General features: G+C 36.8%; 16 protein-coding genes and 2 other annotated features. Of the genes, 2 read left to right on the top strand and 14 right to left on the bottom strand.

Annotated elements, in window-relative coordinates:
- Positions 1-116: 116 nt before the first annotated feature.
- From thrS to U9R83_RS11800, 3 genes are all read right to left on the bottom strand, one after another.
- Positions 117-1334 (bottom strand): threonine--tRNA ligase, encoded by a 1218-nt coding sequence (gene thrS, locus U9R83_RS11810; protein WP_208732300.1) that lies wholly within the window; start codon positions 1332-1334, stop codon positions 117-119.
- A gap of 53 nt (positions 1335-1387) precedes the next feature.
- Positions 1388-1614: a binding site (T-box leader), on the bottom strand.
- Between the two features lie 41 nt (positions 1615-1655).
- Positions 1656-1882, bottom strand: a binding site (T-box leader).
- A gap of 389 nt (positions 1883-2271) precedes the next feature.
- Positions 2272-4014: a sulfatase-like hydrolase/transferase gene (locus U9R83_RS11805; protein WP_208732301.1), complete on the bottom strand. Its 1743-nt coding sequence runs from the start codon at positions 4012-4014 to the stop codon at positions 2272-2274.
- 445 nt (positions 4015-4459) lie between these two features.
- Positions 4460-4918, bottom strand: coding sequence for a cell wall hydrolase (locus U9R83_RS11800; RefSeq protein WP_014460063.1), 459 nt, complete (start codon positions 4916-4918; stop codon positions 4460-4462).
- 260 nt (positions 4919-5178) lie between these two features.
- Here U9R83_RS11800 and rpsN point away from each other — a divergent pair, with 260 nt between their 5' ends.
- Both rpsN and U9R83_RS11790 read left to right on the top strand, forming a co-directional pair.
- Entirely contained in the window at positions 5179-5448 is a 270-nt protein-coding gene (gene rpsN / locus U9R83_RS11795; protein ID WP_208732302.1) for a 30S ribosomal protein S14, read from the top strand.
- Between the two features lie 91 nt (positions 5449-5539).
- The gene (locus U9R83_RS11790) at positions 5540-5932 is read left to right on the top strand and encodes a (2Fe-2S) ferredoxin domain-containing protein (RefSeq protein WP_014460065.1); all 393 of its coding nucleotides are present in this window, start codon (positions 5540-5542) and stop codon (positions 5930-5932) included.
- A gap of 164 nt (positions 5933-6096) precedes the next feature.
- Here the strand turns inward: U9R83_RS11790 and U9R83_RS11785 are convergent, their stop codons facing one another.
- From U9R83_RS11785 to U9R83_RS11735, 11 genes are all read right to left on the bottom strand, one after another.
- Positions 6097-7398 carry a valine--pyruvate transaminase gene (locus U9R83_RS11785; protein ID WP_098626467.1) on the bottom strand — a complete coding sequence of 434 codons (1302 nt, stop codon included), beginning with the start codon at positions 7396-7398 and terminating at the stop codon, positions 6097-6099.
- 15 nt (positions 7399-7413) lie between these two features.
- A complete protein-coding gene (locus U9R83_RS11780; RefSeq protein ID WP_182420582.1) occupies positions 7414-8649 on the bottom strand; it encodes a DUF6421 family protein in 1236 nt (411 codons plus the stop codon).
- A 28-nt stretch (positions 8650-8677) separates the two neighbouring features.
- Positions 8678-9616: a DMT family transporter gene (locus tag U9R83_RS11775; protein ID WP_014460068.1), complete on the bottom strand. Its 939-nt coding sequence runs from the start codon at positions 9614-9616 to the stop codon at positions 8678-8680.
- Between the two features lie 32 nt (positions 9617-9648).
- A complete protein-coding gene (locus U9R83_RS11770) occupies positions 9649-10209 on the bottom strand; it encodes a hypothetical protein (protein ID WP_208732303.1) in 561 nt (186 codons plus the stop codon).
- Positions 10210-10224: 15 nt separating this feature from the next.
- The gene (locus U9R83_RS11765) at positions 10225-11487 is read right to left on the bottom strand and encodes an ATP-grasp domain-containing protein (protein WP_014460070.1); all 1263 of its coding nucleotides are present in this window, start codon (positions 11485-11487) and stop codon (positions 10225-10227) included.
- Positions 11488-12038: 551 nt separating this feature from the next.
- A complete protein-coding gene (locus tag U9R83_RS11760) occupies positions 12039-13244 on the bottom strand; it encodes an MFS transporter (protein ID WP_098626461.1) in 1206 nt (401 codons plus the stop codon).
- Positions 13245-13425: 181 nt separating this feature from the next.
- On the bottom strand, positions 13426-14598 hold the full coding sequence (locus U9R83_RS11755; RefSeq protein WP_014460073.1) for an iron-containing alcohol dehydrogenase: 1173 nt from the start codon (positions 14596-14598) through the stop codon (positions 13426-13428).
- Positions 14599-14788: 190 nt separating this feature from the next.
- Positions 14789-15250, bottom strand: coding sequence for a GNAT family N-acetyltransferase (locus U9R83_RS11750; RefSeq protein ID WP_098626459.1), 462 nt, complete (start codon positions 15248-15250; stop codon positions 14789-14791).
- Between the two features lie 41 nt (positions 15251-15291).
- Positions 15292-15549: a SunI/YnzG family protein gene (locus U9R83_RS11745; RefSeq protein WP_033578994.1), complete on the bottom strand. Its 258-nt coding sequence runs from the start codon at positions 15547-15549 to the stop codon at positions 15292-15294.
- Positions 15550-15579: 30 nt separating this feature from the next.
- Positions 15580-16326, bottom strand: coding sequence for an MBL fold metallo-hydrolase (locus U9R83_RS11740; protein WP_208732304.1), 747 nt, complete (start codon positions 16324-16326; stop codon positions 15580-15582).
- Between the two features lie 209 nt (positions 16327-16535).
- Positions 16536-18017, bottom strand: coding sequence for an amino acid permease (locus U9R83_RS11735; RefSeq protein ID WP_182420585.1), 1482 nt, complete (start codon positions 18015-18017; stop codon positions 16536-16538).
- Positions 18018-18076 lie beyond the last annotated feature (59 nt).

The raw sequence follows: 18076 nt of genomic DNA, 5'->3' as shown, positions 1-18076 counted from the left end.
TAATATTTTATACCCTTCTAGTTCAATATTCCCTTCATTTTGGTGTAAGACAAGATGAAGGGAATCACTATCCGACTTAAAAAATCGGATTTTTCTATTTAGCAAGGTAAATGGCTTCAATAAACTCCGTTTGAATTTTTTTCTTTATTCAAGTTTACAGCTGCCTCTTCCACACTTATTGTTCCTATATTTTTCTTCCCATGCTTTCGCATAGCAAGCGATTCATCTTCCACTTCTTTATCTCCTATCACAGCCATATAAGGAACTTTCAGCATTTCTGCTTCTCGAATTTTTAGCCCTATTTTTTCAATGCGATCATCTACTTCCACACGATATCCTTTTAACTCCATCTCGTGTTTCACTTTATATGCATATTCCATATGCGGCGGTGAAATAGGCAATAGTTTGAGTTGAACAGGAGCCAGCCAAAGAGGAAATTGACCTTCGTAATGTTCAATCAAGATGGCCATAAATCGTTCAACGGAACCGTATATAGCGCGGTGAATCATTACGGGACGATGCGGTTTATTGTCTTCCCCAATATACATACAGTCAAACTTCTCTGGCATTAGAAAATCAAGCTGAACTGTTCCACACTGCCAGCTGCGACCTAAGGAATCTAAAATATGAAAATCGATTTTCGGCCCATAAAAAGCTCCGTCTCCTTCATTAACCTGGTAATCTAAGCCTTTTTCACTTAACACAGATTGAAGCGACTTTTCTGCTTGGTTCCATGTTTCAATATCTCCCATGAATTTTTCAGGTCGTGTGGATAGCTCCACTTTGTAATCGAAGCCAAAATGTGAGTAAAAGTCATGGATAAACGCTAGGATGCGGCTAATCTCAGCTTCAATCTGACTGAGTTCTACGAATAAATGAGCGTCGTCCTGTGTGAATGAACGGACTCTTAGCAATCCGTTTAAAGAGCCAGAAAGCTCGTGGCGATGAACTAATCCAAGCTCTGCGTATCGAATCGGAAGTTCTCGGTAGCTTCTTCGTTTGCTGTTAAACAATAAAATGGCTCCCGGACAATTCATCGGTTTAATCGCATAGTTTTGTTTGTCAACATTTGAAAAATACATATTCTCATGATAGTGCTCCCAGTGTCCTGATTGTTCCCATAGCTCCTGTTTCATCATGATTGGTGTTTTTATCTCCTGATAGCCTGCTTTGTAATGCTTTTGTTTCCAGTAGTTTTCTAACTCATTTCGAACAATCATTCCGTTAGGTAAGAAAAACGGCATGCCAGGAGCTTCTTCCATCGACATAAACAGCTCCAGTTCTTGACCTAATTTTTGATGATTTCGTTTTTCTGCTTCCATTTGTTTTGACATGTTCATTCCTCCAATATGTTTTTATTCAACAAAAAAGCCGCACTCATCCCTAGTAAAGGGACGAATGCGGCCGTGGTACCACCCTAATTCCGTAAAATACCCATACGTATTTTACGCTCAAAAAAGATAACGGTTTTACCGATTGCAGTTTCAGTTATGCACGTTCCCTGCAATAGCTCTAAGGTGGTAAATTAGATGATTTCTTAAGGGCTCTCAGCCAGTGACCCTATTCTCTGCGAAGAAAACAGCACCTAATTCATGTCCTTTTCATTGCTCGTATATTCATTTTTTCTACATAAAAAAAACCGCACTCATCCCTAGTAAAGGGACGAATGCGGCCGTGGTACCACCCTAATTCCGTAAAATACCCATACGTATTTTACGCTCAAAAAAGATAACGGTTTTACCGATTGCAGTTTCAGTTATGCACGTTCCCTGCAATAGCTCTAAGGTGGTAAATTAGATGATTTCTTAAGGGCTCTCAGCCAGTGACCCTATTCTCTGCGAAGAAAACAGCACCTAATTCATGTCCTTTTCATTGCCAAATACTGTTTATTAGTTGTTAAAAGCGATTATAGTGTATAAATTTAACAGAAGTCAAGAGATAATTTTTTATTTTTTAATGTTATAGGATTACTTTATGTTTAAATTCCTCAAAAGTTACTTAGGAATACATGAACTTAAAAAGTTTTTTATTATAATATTAAAAACTGTTTTTTATTCTTGTTTTTACACAATAAAGGCGAATAAGAAAAATATTAAAAGCGCGGATTTATTTTATATACGCTTTATCAACGAAGTAAGATACAATACTTCTCCAAATCAGAATAAGTAACATAGCACCCGTATCATCAAACTTTTATTTGTATACTAAAATATTAAATATGCCTTTTCTACTCATAAAAATATTCAACTTATATTCGTAGAAACTATTTTGTTATCTATCATTACGCGGAAGCTCATCAAGCATGATTCCACTTTGCGGCAAAATCCGTTTTTTCCTGATTTGCTCTTTAAGAATAACATCAAGCTGCCGTTGAATTTTCCTTGTTTCATTTGTCGAAAAATACGGGTGAGCCAGATTTACTGTTTCCAATGGATCTTTGGTCAAATTGTACATTTCAATTTGATCGGGAACCCCTGTTGTTTTGGGGGTAGTAAGACTTACTGGGTAACCTTCATATTGCTCTCGGTGAACGACTTCATCCGGTTCGTCAGATGTTGACCAAAATTGCAGATTATCATGGTAGCGAGCGTATTTCCAAATTTCCTTTCCTGCCGCTGACGAAAACTCTACAATGACCGCTTGAATGTGATTAGGCTGATCAACTGAAGGGTAGCTTTCTTTTAAAAAATTTGTTTGATGAAGTCCTTTTGTTGGGTCATCATCCGTCATGAAGAAAATTGGCGTTTTTTCTTGATGGAGTGTTGTTTCTCCTAGCAACGTGCCAGATAGGTCTCGCCCAACAAGTGGATGTACTTCCGTATGACTTTTTTGAAGTTGTTTTTGAACAGCGGAAGCATCGATATTAGCCAAACTAAGCATTGTCGGGATCAAGTCAACGTGACTAGTCAACAGGTCTGTACGTTGATAGCTAGGAAACAAATGCTTGTTGTGAATGAGAAACGGCACATGAATAGATTCTTCATACATGTTGTACCATTTTTGATGTAGTCCTCCGTGAGCCCCAAGCAAATCACCGTGGTCAGACGTAAAAATAATAATGGTATTTTCATAGAACGAAGATTGTTCGATGGTGCCAAGAATTTTTAAAATTTGTTTATCAACATTTTTTTGAAGCTGATAATATAAGCGCCGGTAGAAACTAGAATTTGGCGTCGGCTGCAGCGCTTTTGGGTAAATGTATTTATAGCTGCTTTGAGCGCTAGGCTTTGTTTGTAAAGATTCTCTAATGGTAGGTGGCGGCTCGATGTCCGGAATTGTCTCGTCAATAGAAAACTGAAACATAGGAAGGTGTTTGGTAATCGCTCCGAACAGCGCAATGTCATGCGGGTTCACAAACGAAGCTACCATGAGCCAAGGCTGCGCAGTCTTTTGATATTCTAATCGTTGGATAAGCTCTATGATTTCCTCTGCATATATTTTGTCTCGTCCACTCACTCCAATGGCCGCAGATGAACCAGAATTGTGCGGGTTTCTCCCTTCCGGCTCTGGACCAATCCACTCTGAAAAACCAAACTTTTCAAGCTTATTAGCCCGTTGATAGAGGCGCTCTTTTTCTGGATCCGGTCTTCCTGTTTGCATCTGGTAGCTAGAAAAAACGTTGTGTGTTCCTGGAATTAAGATGTTCTCATCAGAAATATGCCATTTTCCTTTATAAAAGGTTTGATACCCAGCCTGCTTAAAATAATCTCCCATCGTTGGGACGGTATTAGGCTGCAGCCAAAACATATCAGGATCTTGTGACTTCTTTGCGATACCTTGCGTTTGCGTAACTCCGTGCAAGGAAGGGTACTGCCCTGTAAACAATGTAGCTCGACTCGGTGAACAGGCTGTAGAACCGACGTAGTGACGAGTAAAGGCCATTCCATGCTGTTTTAAAAATTCATGTGCTTTTAAATGTTTTTTTCGCCACTTTTTTACTTCTTTACTTTCATATACGGGTGGAAATCGTTCTTCGTCCACCATAATTAACAAAAAATTAGGCTGCTCCTTCATGTTTACTCCTCCGCGTGTTTATCAAATGTTCTGTATTGATAAACTATGTAAAAAGTACTTTTTTTAGAAGAACGGAGTACGGTTCATGTCTTTTTATACCCAAACAAAAAAAGACTTGGAGGATTTCTCTAAGTCTTTCATAGCTCATTTCAATACGATATTTCTTATTTTTTGTACGTTTTTAGGTGCTGATTTCGTTTATAGGTACCAATTATACTAGGCATACCTACAATTATGCTTATCATAAAACTCCACATCATGTAGCGCTACTCCCATAAAAAAAATGAGCTGACCGACCAGAGCTAACCATGAAGCTATCCAAGCAAACATCATATTCTCTTTCAAGTTATCACCTCATATTTTTAATAAGGTTGTTCTACTGTTTATTTTATGTACATAACTAAAAAAGCTAATGGCTACGCTTATCTAGCCATTAGCTTTTTCATTATTTTGCGAATACATGATGCCCTATTTTAATTGTTTCTTGTTTTTGGCGCAGCCATTGATCTCCCGTTTTATCAGGGTTAAAGAAGAATAATGAACCTTTTCCTTGACCTTGGAAGTTAATTGCTTCTTCTACAGCTTTTTTTGAACCCTTGTCTGCAGGTTTATTAATTTGACCGTTGCTGACTGGGCTGTACTGACCTTTTTGATAAATAACGCCTTTTACAGTGTCCGGGAATTTGCTGCTGTCGACTCTATTTAATACAACTGTCGCCACGGCTACTTTGCCTGCGTACGGCTCTCCTTTGGCTTCAGCTGATACAAGACGAGCTAATAGTTCTTTATCATTTTTATTTACTTGAATGTGCTGTTCATGAGCGGGCGCTGCAGCGAATGCTGAGTAACCTGCACCAAAACTTGGGATAAGCATTGCTATAGCGATCACTAGTTTCTTTATCATAAAAATAAAAAGCCTCCTTGCTATTTCTTGACGTGGTTCATATGCTAGCAGAAAGATAAGAGTCTTTCATTGCAAAAAATTATCCAGTTCCAAAAGAAATTGTATATTATCGTATTTTTTTAACTATTTTTCAGCATATAAAAATATAACTTTACTCATTAAATATGAGTTGCATTTCATTCTTTAGTGGTTTATGATATAAAAATATAAATAGTAATGATTACGATTTTCAAGAAGGACTTTAAGAAAGGATTGATTATTTGGCTAAAAAATCAAAAATAGCAAAAGAAAATCACCGACAAGCACTTGTCGAAAAATATGCTGAGTTAAGAAAACAGTTAAAGGAACAAGGAAATTATAATGAACTACGAAAGCTTCCTAGAGACTCTTCTTCTACTCGCTTGCATAATCGCTGTGAAGTAACGGGAAGACCTCGTGGATATTTACGTAAATTTAAGCTTTCGCGAATTGCATTTAGAGAACTTGCTCACAAGGGACAGCTTCCTGGGGTGAAAAAATCAAGCTGGTAAAATTCTAATGAGGTAAAGGGCCCTCTTTGCTAAAAAAGGAATTAGTATACGTCATAAATCGTAATCATTACTTTTAATAGGAGGGATCAACATGGCTACATGGAACTTAGGTACAACGAAACATCACGTTCTCATTTGCAATGGAAGCAGCTGCAATCGAGTTGGAGCCGAAGAAGTTACACAAGCGATTCGAACTGAGATAGCTAATCAAGAGATGGACGAATACATACATACGACTCGCACTCGATGTAATGGAAGATGTCATGATAAATGCGTCGTCATTTCCTACCCAGACGGTATTTGGTATAAAGATATGAAGCCTGATGATGCACGAGAGCTTATTAACTCTTTAAAGACAGATCAACCTTTTGTCCAAAAAACAAGTCATACTTTTTGCGGAGAAGGTTTCCAGCGAACAGAAGGTACTGTTAAAGGTATCTCAAAACAAAAAGAAACCGTCATCAAAGTATCTAAAAAACTTTAATTTACAACATTGAAACCATGGTCTTTATAAAGGTAACCAACTAAAAGAGAAACATCATTAAAAATGTCTGTTTGTTTTCTCTAATGCGCCTATTGCTTAATCTAAACAAAAAAACCGACCCTAGCAACCGGGTCGGCTTTTTTCACCTCTAAACCTTTAAGAAATTAGATTTTTTCTGTTTCACATATAAAATCTGAACTGTATACTTTCTTGACTACTGACGAAAGAATATCAATTCCTTTCTTTAACTCCTCATCTGTAGCAGTAAGACTTATGCGAATGCACTCCTGGTTGTGAGGACAAGACCGGTTGCCGTGAAAGAATGATCCGCCTGGTACTACAATCAAGTTTTCTGCTTTTAATTTATTGTATAGATCGTTATCACTGAAAGGCAAACCTTCTAACCAAAGCCAACCAAACAACGAACCTTCCGCTTTATGTAAATACCAAGAAATATCATCCGGCATACGTGTAGTTAAAAGATTTTTCAAATAGTCATGTTTTTGTTTATAATGAGTTCTTATATAGTTAGCTGAAATTTCAGGTAACTTCCCGTTCTTTAAGGTGTTAACCACCATCCGCTGACCTAACCTAGAAGAGTGAATCAAAATGTTTGATTGAAATGCTTCCATTACTTTTATGAAGTCACTTTTTCCTATAGCAATTCCTATTCTCTCTCCAGGCAATCCGGCTTTAGAAAGACTCATGCAGTGAATGATGTTGTCATGTATAATTGGATTCATTTCAACAAAGTTCATAGCCGGAAAAGGAGGTGCGTACGCTGAATCAATTAGCAATGGAATGTTATAGTCCTTGCATACTTGGGATATAAAGTGTACGACTTCTTTTGAAAGAATGTTGCCGCTTGGATTATTAGGTCTTGATAATACGACAGCTCCGATATCTGGGTCCTGTGCTATTTTATCTTTGAATGCCTGTTTGTTAAATTCATAACGAAACGTATGATGGTCAAGCTTTGAGACGATAGGAGGAATTCCTTCTATTATAGCTTCCTCTAGTGCCACTCCGCTGTACCCAGCGTAATCCGGCAGCATAGGTATTAATGCTTTTTTAACTCTTCCTTCTTTACTTGTACCGCAAAATGAATTTATAGCTAAAAAAAACAGATTTTGACTTCCTGAAGTGATTAAGACTTGTTCTCTGTCCAGCTCAATACGATAATTCCTAAAGAAGTATTCTCTTATGCAATCAATTAATTCATACGTACCGTAACTAGAACCATATTGGCTAATCAAATTCTTTAGTTGTTTGTCGTTCACAATATCTCTTAAAGCTTCTTCCCACATTTCATAAACTTGAGGGAGTATGGCAGGATTGCCAGCGCTTAAATTCACATATTGATTGAGACCAGAATTGAGCACTTCTTGGATGTCATGCATAATAGCGCGAACGCCTACTTTATTAGTCATTTTGTTTCCGATTTTACTTAAATGCAAAGCATTCATTAGTGCATCTTCTCCTTAGAGATTATGGTCATCGAATAGTAAGTATGGAACTTCAATCTTTTTATTTTGCTGATTAATAAAGTACTTGTTCGGAATAGTAAATTTATCACCATTCTCACTAGGCAATAAGTATTTTCGAACATAATGTTCAGCTTTTTCTTTATAGTCAGAGTCACTTTGAACCGTTTCAAGTTCTTCAATTTCTTTTACTAAAAGATCCAGTTCTTTTAAGCATATGTCTAAATCTAAATAAGCATGGTCTCCTTTTCGGGATATTGAATGCCCATTTGCAACTAACCAGCTAAAAAGAAAAAATCCTGTTCCAGAATCAAAGTTTCGGGGTGCATTATGCTGAATAGGGTATCTTAAAAGTCGTTCAAAGAGAACAAATTCTGTTATCTCTTCCCAAAAAGGATATTTTCTTTTATGAAGAGTCAGCACCGTCTGACAGTCTACTTTAACTTCTTCCAGTATGCCTGCAAAAAAATTCATTTTTGCCTGTATATGCTGGTCAAAAGGTTTATTTCCGCAGTGATGGTAATAATCATGTAGATATCCCCAGATTACCCTTGCCTGATAGGTGTCTTCTCTATTCATAGTATGAGATTTAAAGTTAAAATCAGGAAAGATAGAATACGCTCTTTTTAATGTATCATCATTGTATATGCTGTGAAATTTATTAAAGAAAAATATCGCGAAGTTTTGACTTGTTACCTTTTCTTTTGTTTTTACATTCTCAGGGAAAAATACAATACACTTCCCTTCCATAAATCCTTGAGTACCAGCCAACAGCTTTAAAGATTCACATCCATTTTTAGGATGAGGAAGGTCTGCTTCAATGGAGTTCATGATTTCAGGTTCATCACGAACGGCGATAAAGGCTTCTAAATAAAACCCTCTTTTTGTAGGGCCATTAGGCGTTACAATCGGTCCTAAAAAGAACGTCACCTCTCCGTTTGCAGGCGGGCTATAAGCAATTAACGTTTGATCAAAATAAGGAGATTGATCGAGTCCTCTTTCAATCCAATCACATACGTCATTTTTTAATGCATTCCACACTTCAGGTAAATTTAAAGAGTTATATATTGTTTCAGTTTCAGTAACTACTTTTAATAAGAGCTCTCTAGCTGTTTCGTAATTTCTTTTGACCTCTCCATTTGGGCCCTGATATTTTCTTATCTCATATAGAGCAGGTACTATTTTATCGTTTAATAACTCCACTAAACTTTGAGTATGATTTTTTGTTAACATGATTAAAACCCTCCTTTTTTTAGAACAGCTACTTAGCAGAAATATTTTTAGATGATTTAAGAGTAGAGTTATGTGTGTTTTTCTCTATTTGCTTTTTCAAGTTAATAAATATAACCCCCGTTATTACAAACGCTGTACCTATATAGACCTGTTTGTTTAATGTTTCACCTAAAAAGACAAATCCTACATATAAGGCGATAACCGGTGAAATAAATAGATGCGCCGTTGCTTTTGATATATGCCATTTTTTTAATAAATAAATATTAATAGAAAACCCCAAGACCGATCCTATAATAGCCAAGTACAATAATGAGATAAGACTAACCCCAGAGAAAGTGCGGTTTCCATTCTCTATAAATAAACTAACAATCAGTAAACAAGCGCCTCCACTTAGCATCGAAAAAGAATTAAAGGTCATAATAGGCAAGGATTTTATGCGAGATTGAACTTGAACAGTTATAAAAGCAGAACCTAGCATAGCCATTAAAATGACAATCATGGCTACTATTTGAATAACATTTCCCTGTATAAACAGCTGATTTCCAAATACAACGCTCATACCAATTAGGCACATGACTACACCTATCTTTTGCCCTTTTGTAGCGGGTGTTCCTTTAAATAAGCGATTAAATAAAAGAGCAAACACTGAAATGCTGGCAGCTAAAACGGAAACAAGCCCGCTTGGCAAATAGACGGATGCCCAATAAACAGAACCAAACGGTAGAGCAAAGTACAAAATTCCGTTTAATGCTGAAATGATTACTACTTCTTTTGAAACGGCCATTTTTTTTGTGAATAAGAGGTAGAGGGCAATTATTAAACTAGCAATTAAAAACCTCATACCTGCTGACCATAGAGGCAAGCTATCCTTTAATCCAGTCTTTTGAAAAGCCCATGTCGTTCCCCCGATGACGGCTAATAGACAGAACAAAAGATGTACATGAATACGGGTTAATTTAGAAATCACTGTTTCACCTTATTTCTTTTTTAAAGTTAAGCCTATTTTCTTCCGTGGAGCGTAAAACACATCGGCACTTCTCCAAAATCTTTTAAAACTGTTAACCCCTGCTCGTTAGCAGCTTTACTTGTTGTAATACATGCGTCTACTTTTCCTTCTAAGCAATCAATCGCCGCTTGAGCATTACTATTTACTAACTGAACATTGGGACTGATGGAATGAGCTAAATCAACAGGGGCAGGATGTGAAGCAATTAACAGGTTGTTGTTTGTTATCACCTCTTCTTTTGAGGCAAGCACCATGTTATACGTTGGCATAATAAAGCTATCTACTAGCTCTAAACTAGTTAAATTTTTGAACACAATATCATGTAAGTAAGGATATACCGCACAGCCTAGTAGAGCAGAACTCTCTGTTTCTTTCACATGAACTAAAGCTTCTTCCAACGTTTGATGCAAAAAGACCTGACCTTGTATGCTTTGGCGTTCAAACCACAGATAGCCTGCTTTTTCACAATTTGTTCCTTCAGGCCCTAAGGTATGGATAATGCTAATCTTTTGAAGCTGCTTATTTTTGTTACTAGACGACTCTGCAACTATCATAGCCTTTGATACCCCCTATGCGTTTACTTTATTTTGATAAACGATTTTTACTTTGTTATCTAAATAGCTGTAATACTGCTCACAGTCGGAATAAGAGTCATGAGTGGTTAAAATAAATCCAGGATACCCTGAAAAGTGCGGATATGGTAAAATGTCTGTCCCTTCAGTTATAAATTGAATAACTCTTTTTACTTCAGTATCTCTGCGCACGTCTTCTAAGCCTCGAATTTCTTTAAAAATCCCATGGCCTTGCACAGGGATAATGTAGTTGCCCACCACTTTCTTTCGTTTTCTTTCATTTTTTAATACAGGAGGTTTTAATCCTAATACATAGTGAAAAACTAGCTCCATATAGTTAATACCTGTACTTTCTTTTACGATATAATGAGAAATCCCAGACCCTCCAATGCGCGCTCCTATTTCAATTACATAAGGTTTTCCTGCTGGGTCCAAACGTAATTCAATATGAGCGGGGCCATTCTCAATCCCTAAAGCGGTTGCTGCTTTAGCTGCTTCTTGCGAAATAGATTCCCAAACGTTTTCTTCTAGGTGAGCTGGCGCTATATAAACACCTTCTTCAAAAAAAGGCCCTTTGGAATTTCCTTTGTAGCCTATAGAGAGTACACAAACCTCTCCTTGTACAGAAAACGTCTCAATAGCAAACTCTGGTCCGTCTACAAATTGTTCAATTACCATGCCCGTTTTATTTTTTATGAATTTACTTAGGTCTTCTTCATTTACGCGTCTCACTTTTTCTATGCTGTCAATCAGTTCTTTTTTATTATTCGCTCGTGATACACCTTGACTGGAAAATCCGTTAGAAGGTTTTACTACGACAGGATAAGGCAGTGAAAGATTCTTTAATTCCTCCGTATTTTCAACCTCTTTAAAATACGGAGTGTTAAGATCATTATCTTTTAAAACCTCTCTCATTTTCTGTTTGTTGCGACAGTTACTAATCACAAACGGTGATAAACCCGGTAAGTTTAATTCTTCTGTCAGCTGAGATACAAACTCTAATGCAGGCTCATATAATGTCATAATGCCGTCAAAAGGATTTTTGTGATGCTCTGCTTTAATAATCTCAAGAGCTTTGTCTGAGGTGTGAAATAAATCAATGGGTATGAAATTTTGTACGTTTTTAAGATGCTTAGGTTCTACTTCTTCTTGGTTATAAAAAAACGTCACTTTAATTCCGAGAGCTTCTGCTTCTTCAAAAATAAACGGTAAATATGTATTTTGTAACACAACTGCTAGATGCTTGTTTTGTAACGGCATTTACTTCCCCCCTACTTTTAAACAGCTCTTCACTGTTCAATGACTAAATTCTAATAATCGCTTCATATATTTGTCAATTTAATTTTATATAACATTAGGAATATATAGAATATTTGATATATTAGTAAAAAGTAAAGAAAAGAATGGTTTATAGGGTTAATACTAAAGCGAACTTAAAAGCAGGAATTTTGCTATTCGATTATAAAGATATTGTTAGAAAAAATTTAATGATAATTTTTCTAAAAAAAAGAAAGGTCGACATAGATTCAACCTTTCTTTTTTTATTTTTTATTAAAATAGATATTAACCATTTATAAAGTTACATCTTTTTCAGCCATCTCATTTAGTACTCTTTTTAATGCCACGTCGGGGTTTAATGCGGGATCCTTTATATTCACTTCTTTCATATTGCACTCCTTTTTCATAGATATATCCATTTTTCACTTTTTAGTTTGAATTTATGTGAACCCTTTTTGTTTACTATAACGAAAGAGAAAATAAAAAGAAAAAGAAGTGAACTTATAAGTTCACTTCTTTTTTTGACGTAACATTTATTTCATAGGCTGCAAATGATTATTAGCTTTTTGTTTTGCATCACGCTGAACGAAAAAAATGATGCAGAGCGCCAGAAGATATAAACATGCAAAAGCTGTTATGTACCAAAGTGCTGAGGTAATTCCGCTTGTGTCCATAGTAAAGCCAATAAGTGCAGGAAAAATAGCTCCTCCAAGCCCTGAAAAACCAGTAATTAAACTTGTTACAATACGGGCAGATCCGGTAAACGTATGGTTAGCATATACCATCGTTATCGAATAGATACCTGACATTGCAAGCCCTAAAAACCCTAATAAAATATAGCCTGCTACTGCTTCTTTTAACACAATAAACAGCACTAAACTCACAATTGTCCCTCCAATGCTACCAAAAAGATAACGTTCGTATGTAACAATTCGAATAATCCATCCAGTAGCCACTCGTCCTATGAGCATAGCTACCCAAAAAACGCTTATGCTTAAAGTAGCCTGTGAGGGAATTACGTCTAGATATGTGATAAAAATAGACGAAAGAAAATTATTCATACTGCTTTCTACTCCGGCATACATAAAAATCATCACACTAAAAAGAGTAAGTATTTTCCACCTTTGATTTTTAGTAAGCACAGGCGCAGGTTCTGAGCTGGCATCTGAAGCATCGCTTTCTGAAGTTGAAACAGTCTCTTTTTTAAAAGGAATTATTTTACAAACCACAACCATTAGTAAAGCTAGTACACTTGTTATAAAAAATGAAAACCTCCAGCTGTTCTGTGAAATCAATAAGCTAGCTACTAACGGCATCAACAGCGCACCTAGACCGAATGATACTTCTAAATAACTCATAACAATAGCTCTTCTACCGATAAATACTTCCATCATTAAAGTAGCTACAACTACTTCCAATGCGGCTACACCAATACCGTTTAAAAAATTGAATGCAATAATCCACTCAAATGGAGGCAATAAAAGCATACCTATTTGTGATAACGCTATCATTAGTGCGGCAATTGTAAGTAAATTCATTTCGCTGAAGCGTCCTAATAGAAAAGAAGAAAGCGGAACTCCTATCAAAAATCCTAAAGAACCTAATAATACAAGCTGTCCGCCAACTGTATAGGACACATGATAATGTGTTAACAATTGCGGTAAGACGGATCCTACGGCTGTAATGACTAATCCGCCCAACAAATAAAGCGCATATGAAGCTAGCGCAAACTTTTTCATCTCCCCACTCCCTTAAATTCTCTAAAACTTTCTTTCTGTACTTAATTATAAAGCTTTTCCTTTAGTTGTTAACTGAAATTTGAGAAAAAAACCATTCTTCCTACTCTACTTAATTTCCAGTCATTTATAAGATAAAACAAAAAGAAGAAGACAGGTGTCTCCTTCTTTTTTATTTTTCACTTTACAGTGATGCTTTTAAAATAGCTAAAATATCATCTTTATTTAGTTTCTTAAAGTTACCGAAACCTCCGTGCTCCATTTCACGAGCAGCAATTCCAGCAATTTCGTCTAGTCGCTCTTCTCCGATATCGTAATCTGCTAAGCGAGAAGGTGCACCAAGGCTTGACCAAAAAGCGCTTAGCTTATCGATTCCTTCTAACGCAATTTCTTTGTCACTTTTACCTGCAGTTTCAATATCAAACATGCTTGTCATGACGCGTTTCATACGAGTTACATCTTGATCTACAACGTGTCGCATCCAATTTGGGAATAAGATTGCTAAACCGCCCGCATGAGGAATGTCATATACTGCTGATACCGCGTGTTCAATTGTATGTGAAGCCCAATCTCCAAAGTATCCCATTTGAAGTGTTCCGTTTAATGCGATTGTTCCGGAATATAAAATCGTTTCGCGATGTTCGTAGCTTTGCAGATCTTCTAGCAATTTCGGTGCTGTTTCAATTACTGTTTGTAATACGGAATAGCACATACGATCTTGTAAAGGCGTGTTTTTCACGTTATGGAAATATTGTTCGAACACATGACTCATCATGTCTACCATGCCGTAGATAGTTTGATCTCTAGGAACAGACATCGTGTTCACAGGATCTAGTATAGAAAATACAGGGTGCGTAACGGCGCTTCCCCAAACGTATTTTTCATTTGTTTCCCAATTCGTAATAACAGAATCAGGATTCATTTCAGAACCTGTTGCTGCCAACGTTAATACCGTTCCAAACGGCAGTGCTTTTGTAGCCGTTACTTTTTTGTTAATAATATCCCAAACGTCGCCTTCATACTCAGCTCCGGCAGCGATTGCTTTTGTGCAGTCAATAACGCTTCCTCCGCCGACTGCTAACATGAAGTCAATGTTTTCATTTCGGCAAATTTCAATTCCTTTTCGTACCGTAGATAGTCGAGGATTTGGCTCTACGCCCGCTAACTCATGTATATTTACGTTTAACTCTCTTAACAGCGTAAGAACTTGATCGTATAAACCGTTTTTCTTAATGCTTCCTCCGCCATATACAAGCAAAATATTTTTTCCGTATTTCGGGAGTTCTTCTGATAATGCTTGAAGCTGATCTTTTCCGAAGATTAATTTTGTGGGATTATGATAAATGAAATTTTCCATACTATCTGTATACCTCCTAGTTGAATATAAAGTAAGTTGTCGCATTACGCGAACAAGAATGTAAGTATAAATGTAAAACAAAAATTTTTCAAGAGTTAGGTTCTCAAATCGCGTACTTTATTTTATTGAGTAATTAAAATAAAGAAAATGGCTTCTTAGGTATAAAAAAGAGAGCAAGTAAATGCTCTCTTTAAAGTTCTTTATAAACCATTTTTCTATACGTAACAAAGCCTTCTTTTTCGTAAAAGCTCTCGGCAATCGTATTGTCACTCCAATAGTCTAACTCAATTGTAGTGATCTCTTTTTCACGAGCAATACTATAAATTTCTTTCATCAAACTCGAACCAAACCCTTTGTTTTTATAATGTTCGGCGATATTTATTTGATGAACATAAATTGACTCGTAAGCTTTTTTAAACACTGTCTCTGAATACTGCTTTATTTCTAGCCAAGCGAATCCCACATGCTCTCCATCGTCTTCTCCTAAAAGAAAGATAAATCTATCGTTTTTCATCACTTTCTTAAAAAATTCATGTATCTTCTGAAAATCATATGATTGAAAGTGCTCGGGGTATAATTCTACATGCAGTTGATGAACGGACTGATTAAGCTTGGCGATTTTATCAGCATCGAAAGTACGGCTAATCTTCAATTTTTTCTCTCCTATATATCTCGTATTTAGTAATGTGATCGTTATGAATTTATTTCGTTTAATATAGCCGGTGCGTTTGAGGTAAATAACAGATAGTTTTTATTGGTCGTTTTTATAAAGATGCGGTCAGTCGTTCCGTACGGAGGGCCGATTCGAATGGCGTTTGCTTCTTTGCCTCCGTACGTGTCATCTTCCGTTACTTCAAGAATGTCTTCTAACGGAATCGTAAAGTGTGCAAGCTGCCATTTTATAATGAGATTATCATTTATTTTTCGGACACTGATAGTTGGTGTAAACATTTTGTCCATCCCCTTTGGCTTCTATTTATCTTAACTTTGTCTCTCTGTAACGTGTTCTTTTATCCTTAAAATCGCTTCTTTCGGACAGCCTTGAAAATAGCCTCCGTGATAACAAATAACATGCTCGATCTCATAGTTTAAAAACTTTTCAAGTGATTGAACTGCTTGGTCCATATTTAAGGTCGTTTGTTTAACAGGTTCCATTAGCTGTCCATTTGCCAATACTAGAGCATCTCCGGCAACCAGCGTTTTTGATTTTCTTAAATAAAAACTAACGTGCCCAGGCGTATGTCCGGGAGTAAAAATAACTTCAATGCCTCCGCAGTATGGAAGCAGTTGACTTCCTTTTAATACTATATCCACGTCAACTTTTGGAGGGGTTTTATATAAATATTTTATTTCATCAGGTATAGCTGATAGTTCTTCTTTACTCATTTGACTCGCATTCGTTTTAATAAGCGGAAGTTTTCCTTCAATGTACGGCTTATCAAATTCATGAGCATATACGATGATATTTTTATCTGAATTATTTCGTATATCAGCAGCGCATCCTATATGATCTAGATCTTGATGTGTTAGAAGAATTACTTTTAGCTGTTCAATAGACATATTTAATTTGTTTAACGCCTCTTTGAGTTGATCGATTTGGTCAGGCATTCCTGTATCAATTAAAATAACTTCTTCATTATTCCAAACTAATGTAGGATTTAATGTTATGTCTTGATTAAACGCTCTGGCAGTCAACTGTAGCATTTCAACACCTTCTGAAATTCTCATCACAAACCCCTTTTCCTATTAAAGTTACGAAGGTTTTAACCTCCCTTGTGCAGATTCCAGCGCTATTCTTGAATTTTATCAATAAACAAAATAAAAACCAGACTGGAAAAAAATCACTTTTTGTGTTATGCTATCTATAGAATGAAGCCTAATATGAATGATTTTTATAAGTAAAAAGGTGAGCCTTGTTGTCTAAGGCTCACCTTTTTTTATTTCCTGTCCTCTTTTTGAATACACTCGTGCAAAGGTACAACCTTGGTTTTCTTTGCTATTTTATATCCCCACCACGTCGCTAAAAAGAGAGGCAGACCAATGTATGAGACCGTTAAGCCGTACCAATCAATTTTGTCAGAAAGTACCGCTTGATAGTTCTGGCCTAAAATAACGATGAGGCACATTCCAAATGCAAGAACAGGACCTAGAGGAAACCATTTTGCTTTATAGGCTAGATCATTTATATCCCGTCCTGAAGCAACATATGCTTTTCGGAAACGATAGTGGCTGATGGCAATACCAATCCACGCAATAAATCCGCTCATGCCTGAAGCGTTTAAAAGCCACATATACATTTGATCGCCAAAAATTGATGTTAAAAAGGCAAGACCGCCAATGATAGTGGTTAAAACAAGTGCGTTTACTGGAATTCCTCGACGATTAATTTTTCGAAGCGCTTTAGGCGCTTGCCCTTCATTGGCCATGGACCATAACATTCGCGTAGAAGCATATAAGCCAGAAGTTCCGGCTGATAAAACCGAGGTAAGAATAACAGCATTCATCACTGAAGCAGCTGCAGCAATTCCTGCTTTTTCAAAAACAAGCGTAAATGGACTAACAGCAATGTTATCCACATCTCCTCCTAGAAGAGATGGACTTGTGTAAGGAATGATAAGCCCGATTACAGCAATGGCTGCAATATAAAATAGAAGAATGCGCCAAAAGACTTGGCGAATGGCTTTAGGGATATTTTTTTGAGGGTTTTCACTTTCCCCCGCCGCAATGCCGACTAGCTCTGTACCTTGAAAAGAAAATCCCGCGATAAAGAAAATGCTTAGTACGGACAGAAATCCGCCGTTGACCGGCGCTTCTTCTAATGTAAAGTTTTTAAAACCGATATATTCACCGCCGAAAATGCCAAATATGGTCAGAAGGCCCACTCCGATAAACACAATGATGGTTACTACTTTTACGAGAGCAAACCAATATTCAGATTCTCCATAGCTTTTTACAGATAGGAAATTAAGTAAAAAAATTAAGCCTAAAAACAAAGCGCTCCAGATAATACTTGGCACATCAGGGAACCAAAACTTCATGATAATAGCAGAAGCAGCTATTTCTACAGCGAGCGTAACAGCCCAGTTAAACCAGTAGTTCCAGCCGAGCGCAAAGCCAAGAGCTGGATCTACATAATGACTGGCGTACGTTGAAAAAGAACCTGATACCGGCATAAACGTAGCCATTTCTCCAAGGCTAGTCATGAGAAAGTAAACCATAATTCCAATAGCCCCGTAAGCAATCAGCGCTCCTCCCGGTCCAGCAGTTTGGATAGAAGATCCCGTGGCTAGAAATAAGCCCGTTCCTATTGACCCTCCAATAGCAATCATGGTCATATGACGTGCTTTTAAGTGACGTTTTACATGCTTATCGTCCTGCTTTTTTTCTTCTTCATTACGATTTATATCGACCGCTTCCATACTTATCCCACCTTTATAAATGAACTATGCGCACATGTTTAACGTAAAGCGTATAAGAA

The organism is Priestia sp. LL-8, from assembly GCF_036227845.1.
GTDB classification, from domain to species: Bacteria; Bacillota; Bacilli; order Bacillales; family Bacillaceae_H; genus Priestia; species Priestia zanthoxyli.
This window is presented reverse-complemented; position numbering and strand designations above follow the sequence as displayed.

Bases quoted from the DNA above. Each gene is read 5' to 3' on its own strand.
- thrS (WP_208732300.1), bottom strand. From the start codon at position 1,334: ATGTCAAAACAAATGGAAGCAGAAAAACGAAATCATCAAAAATTAGGT.
- U9R83_RS11805 (WP_208732301.1), bottom strand. From the start codon at position 4,014: ATGAAGGAGCAGCCTAATTTTTTGTTAATTATGGTGGACGAAGAACGA.
- U9R83_RS11800 (WP_014460063.1), bottom strand. From the start codon at position 4,918: ATGATAAAGAAACTAGTGATCGCTATAGCAATGCTTATCCCAAGTTTT.
- U9R83_RS11790 (WP_014460065.1), top strand. From the start codon at position 5,540: ATGGCTACATGGAACTTAGGTACAACGAAACATCACGTTCTCATTTGC.
- U9R83_RS11785 (WP_098626467.1), bottom strand. From the start codon at position 7,398: ATGAATGCTTTGCATTTAAGTAAAATCGGAAACAAAATGACTAATAAA.
- U9R83_RS11780 (WP_182420582.1), bottom strand. From the start codon at position 8,649: ATGTTAACAAAAAATCATACTCAAAGTTTAGTGGAGTTATTAAACGAT.
- U9R83_RS11770 (WP_208732303.1), bottom strand. From the start codon at position 10,209: ATGATAGTTGCAGAGTCGTCTAGTAACAAAAATAAGCAGCTTCAAAAG.
- U9R83_RS11765 (WP_014460070.1), bottom strand. From the start codon at position 11,487: ATGCCGTTACAAAACAAGCATCTAGCAGTTGTGTTACAAAATACATAT.
- U9R83_RS11760 (WP_098626461.1), bottom strand. From the start codon at position 13,244: ATGAAAAAGTTTGCGCTAGCTTCATATGCGCTTTATTTGTTGGGCGGA.
- U9R83_RS11755 (WP_014460073.1), bottom strand. From the start codon at position 14,598: ATGGAAAATTTCATTTATCATAATCCCACAAAATTAATCTTCGGAAAA.
- U9R83_RS11745 (WP_033578994.1), bottom strand. From the start codon at position 15,549: ATGTTTACACCAACTATCAGTGTCCGAAAAATAAATGATAATCTCATT.
- U9R83_RS11740 (WP_208732304.1), bottom strand. From the start codon at position 16,326: ATGAGAATTTCAGAAGGTGTTGAAATGCTACAGTTGACTGCCAGAGCG.
- U9R83_RS11735 (WP_182420585.1), bottom strand. From the start codon at position 18,017: ATGGAAGCGGTCGATATAAATCGTAATGAAGAAGAAAAAAAGCAGGAC.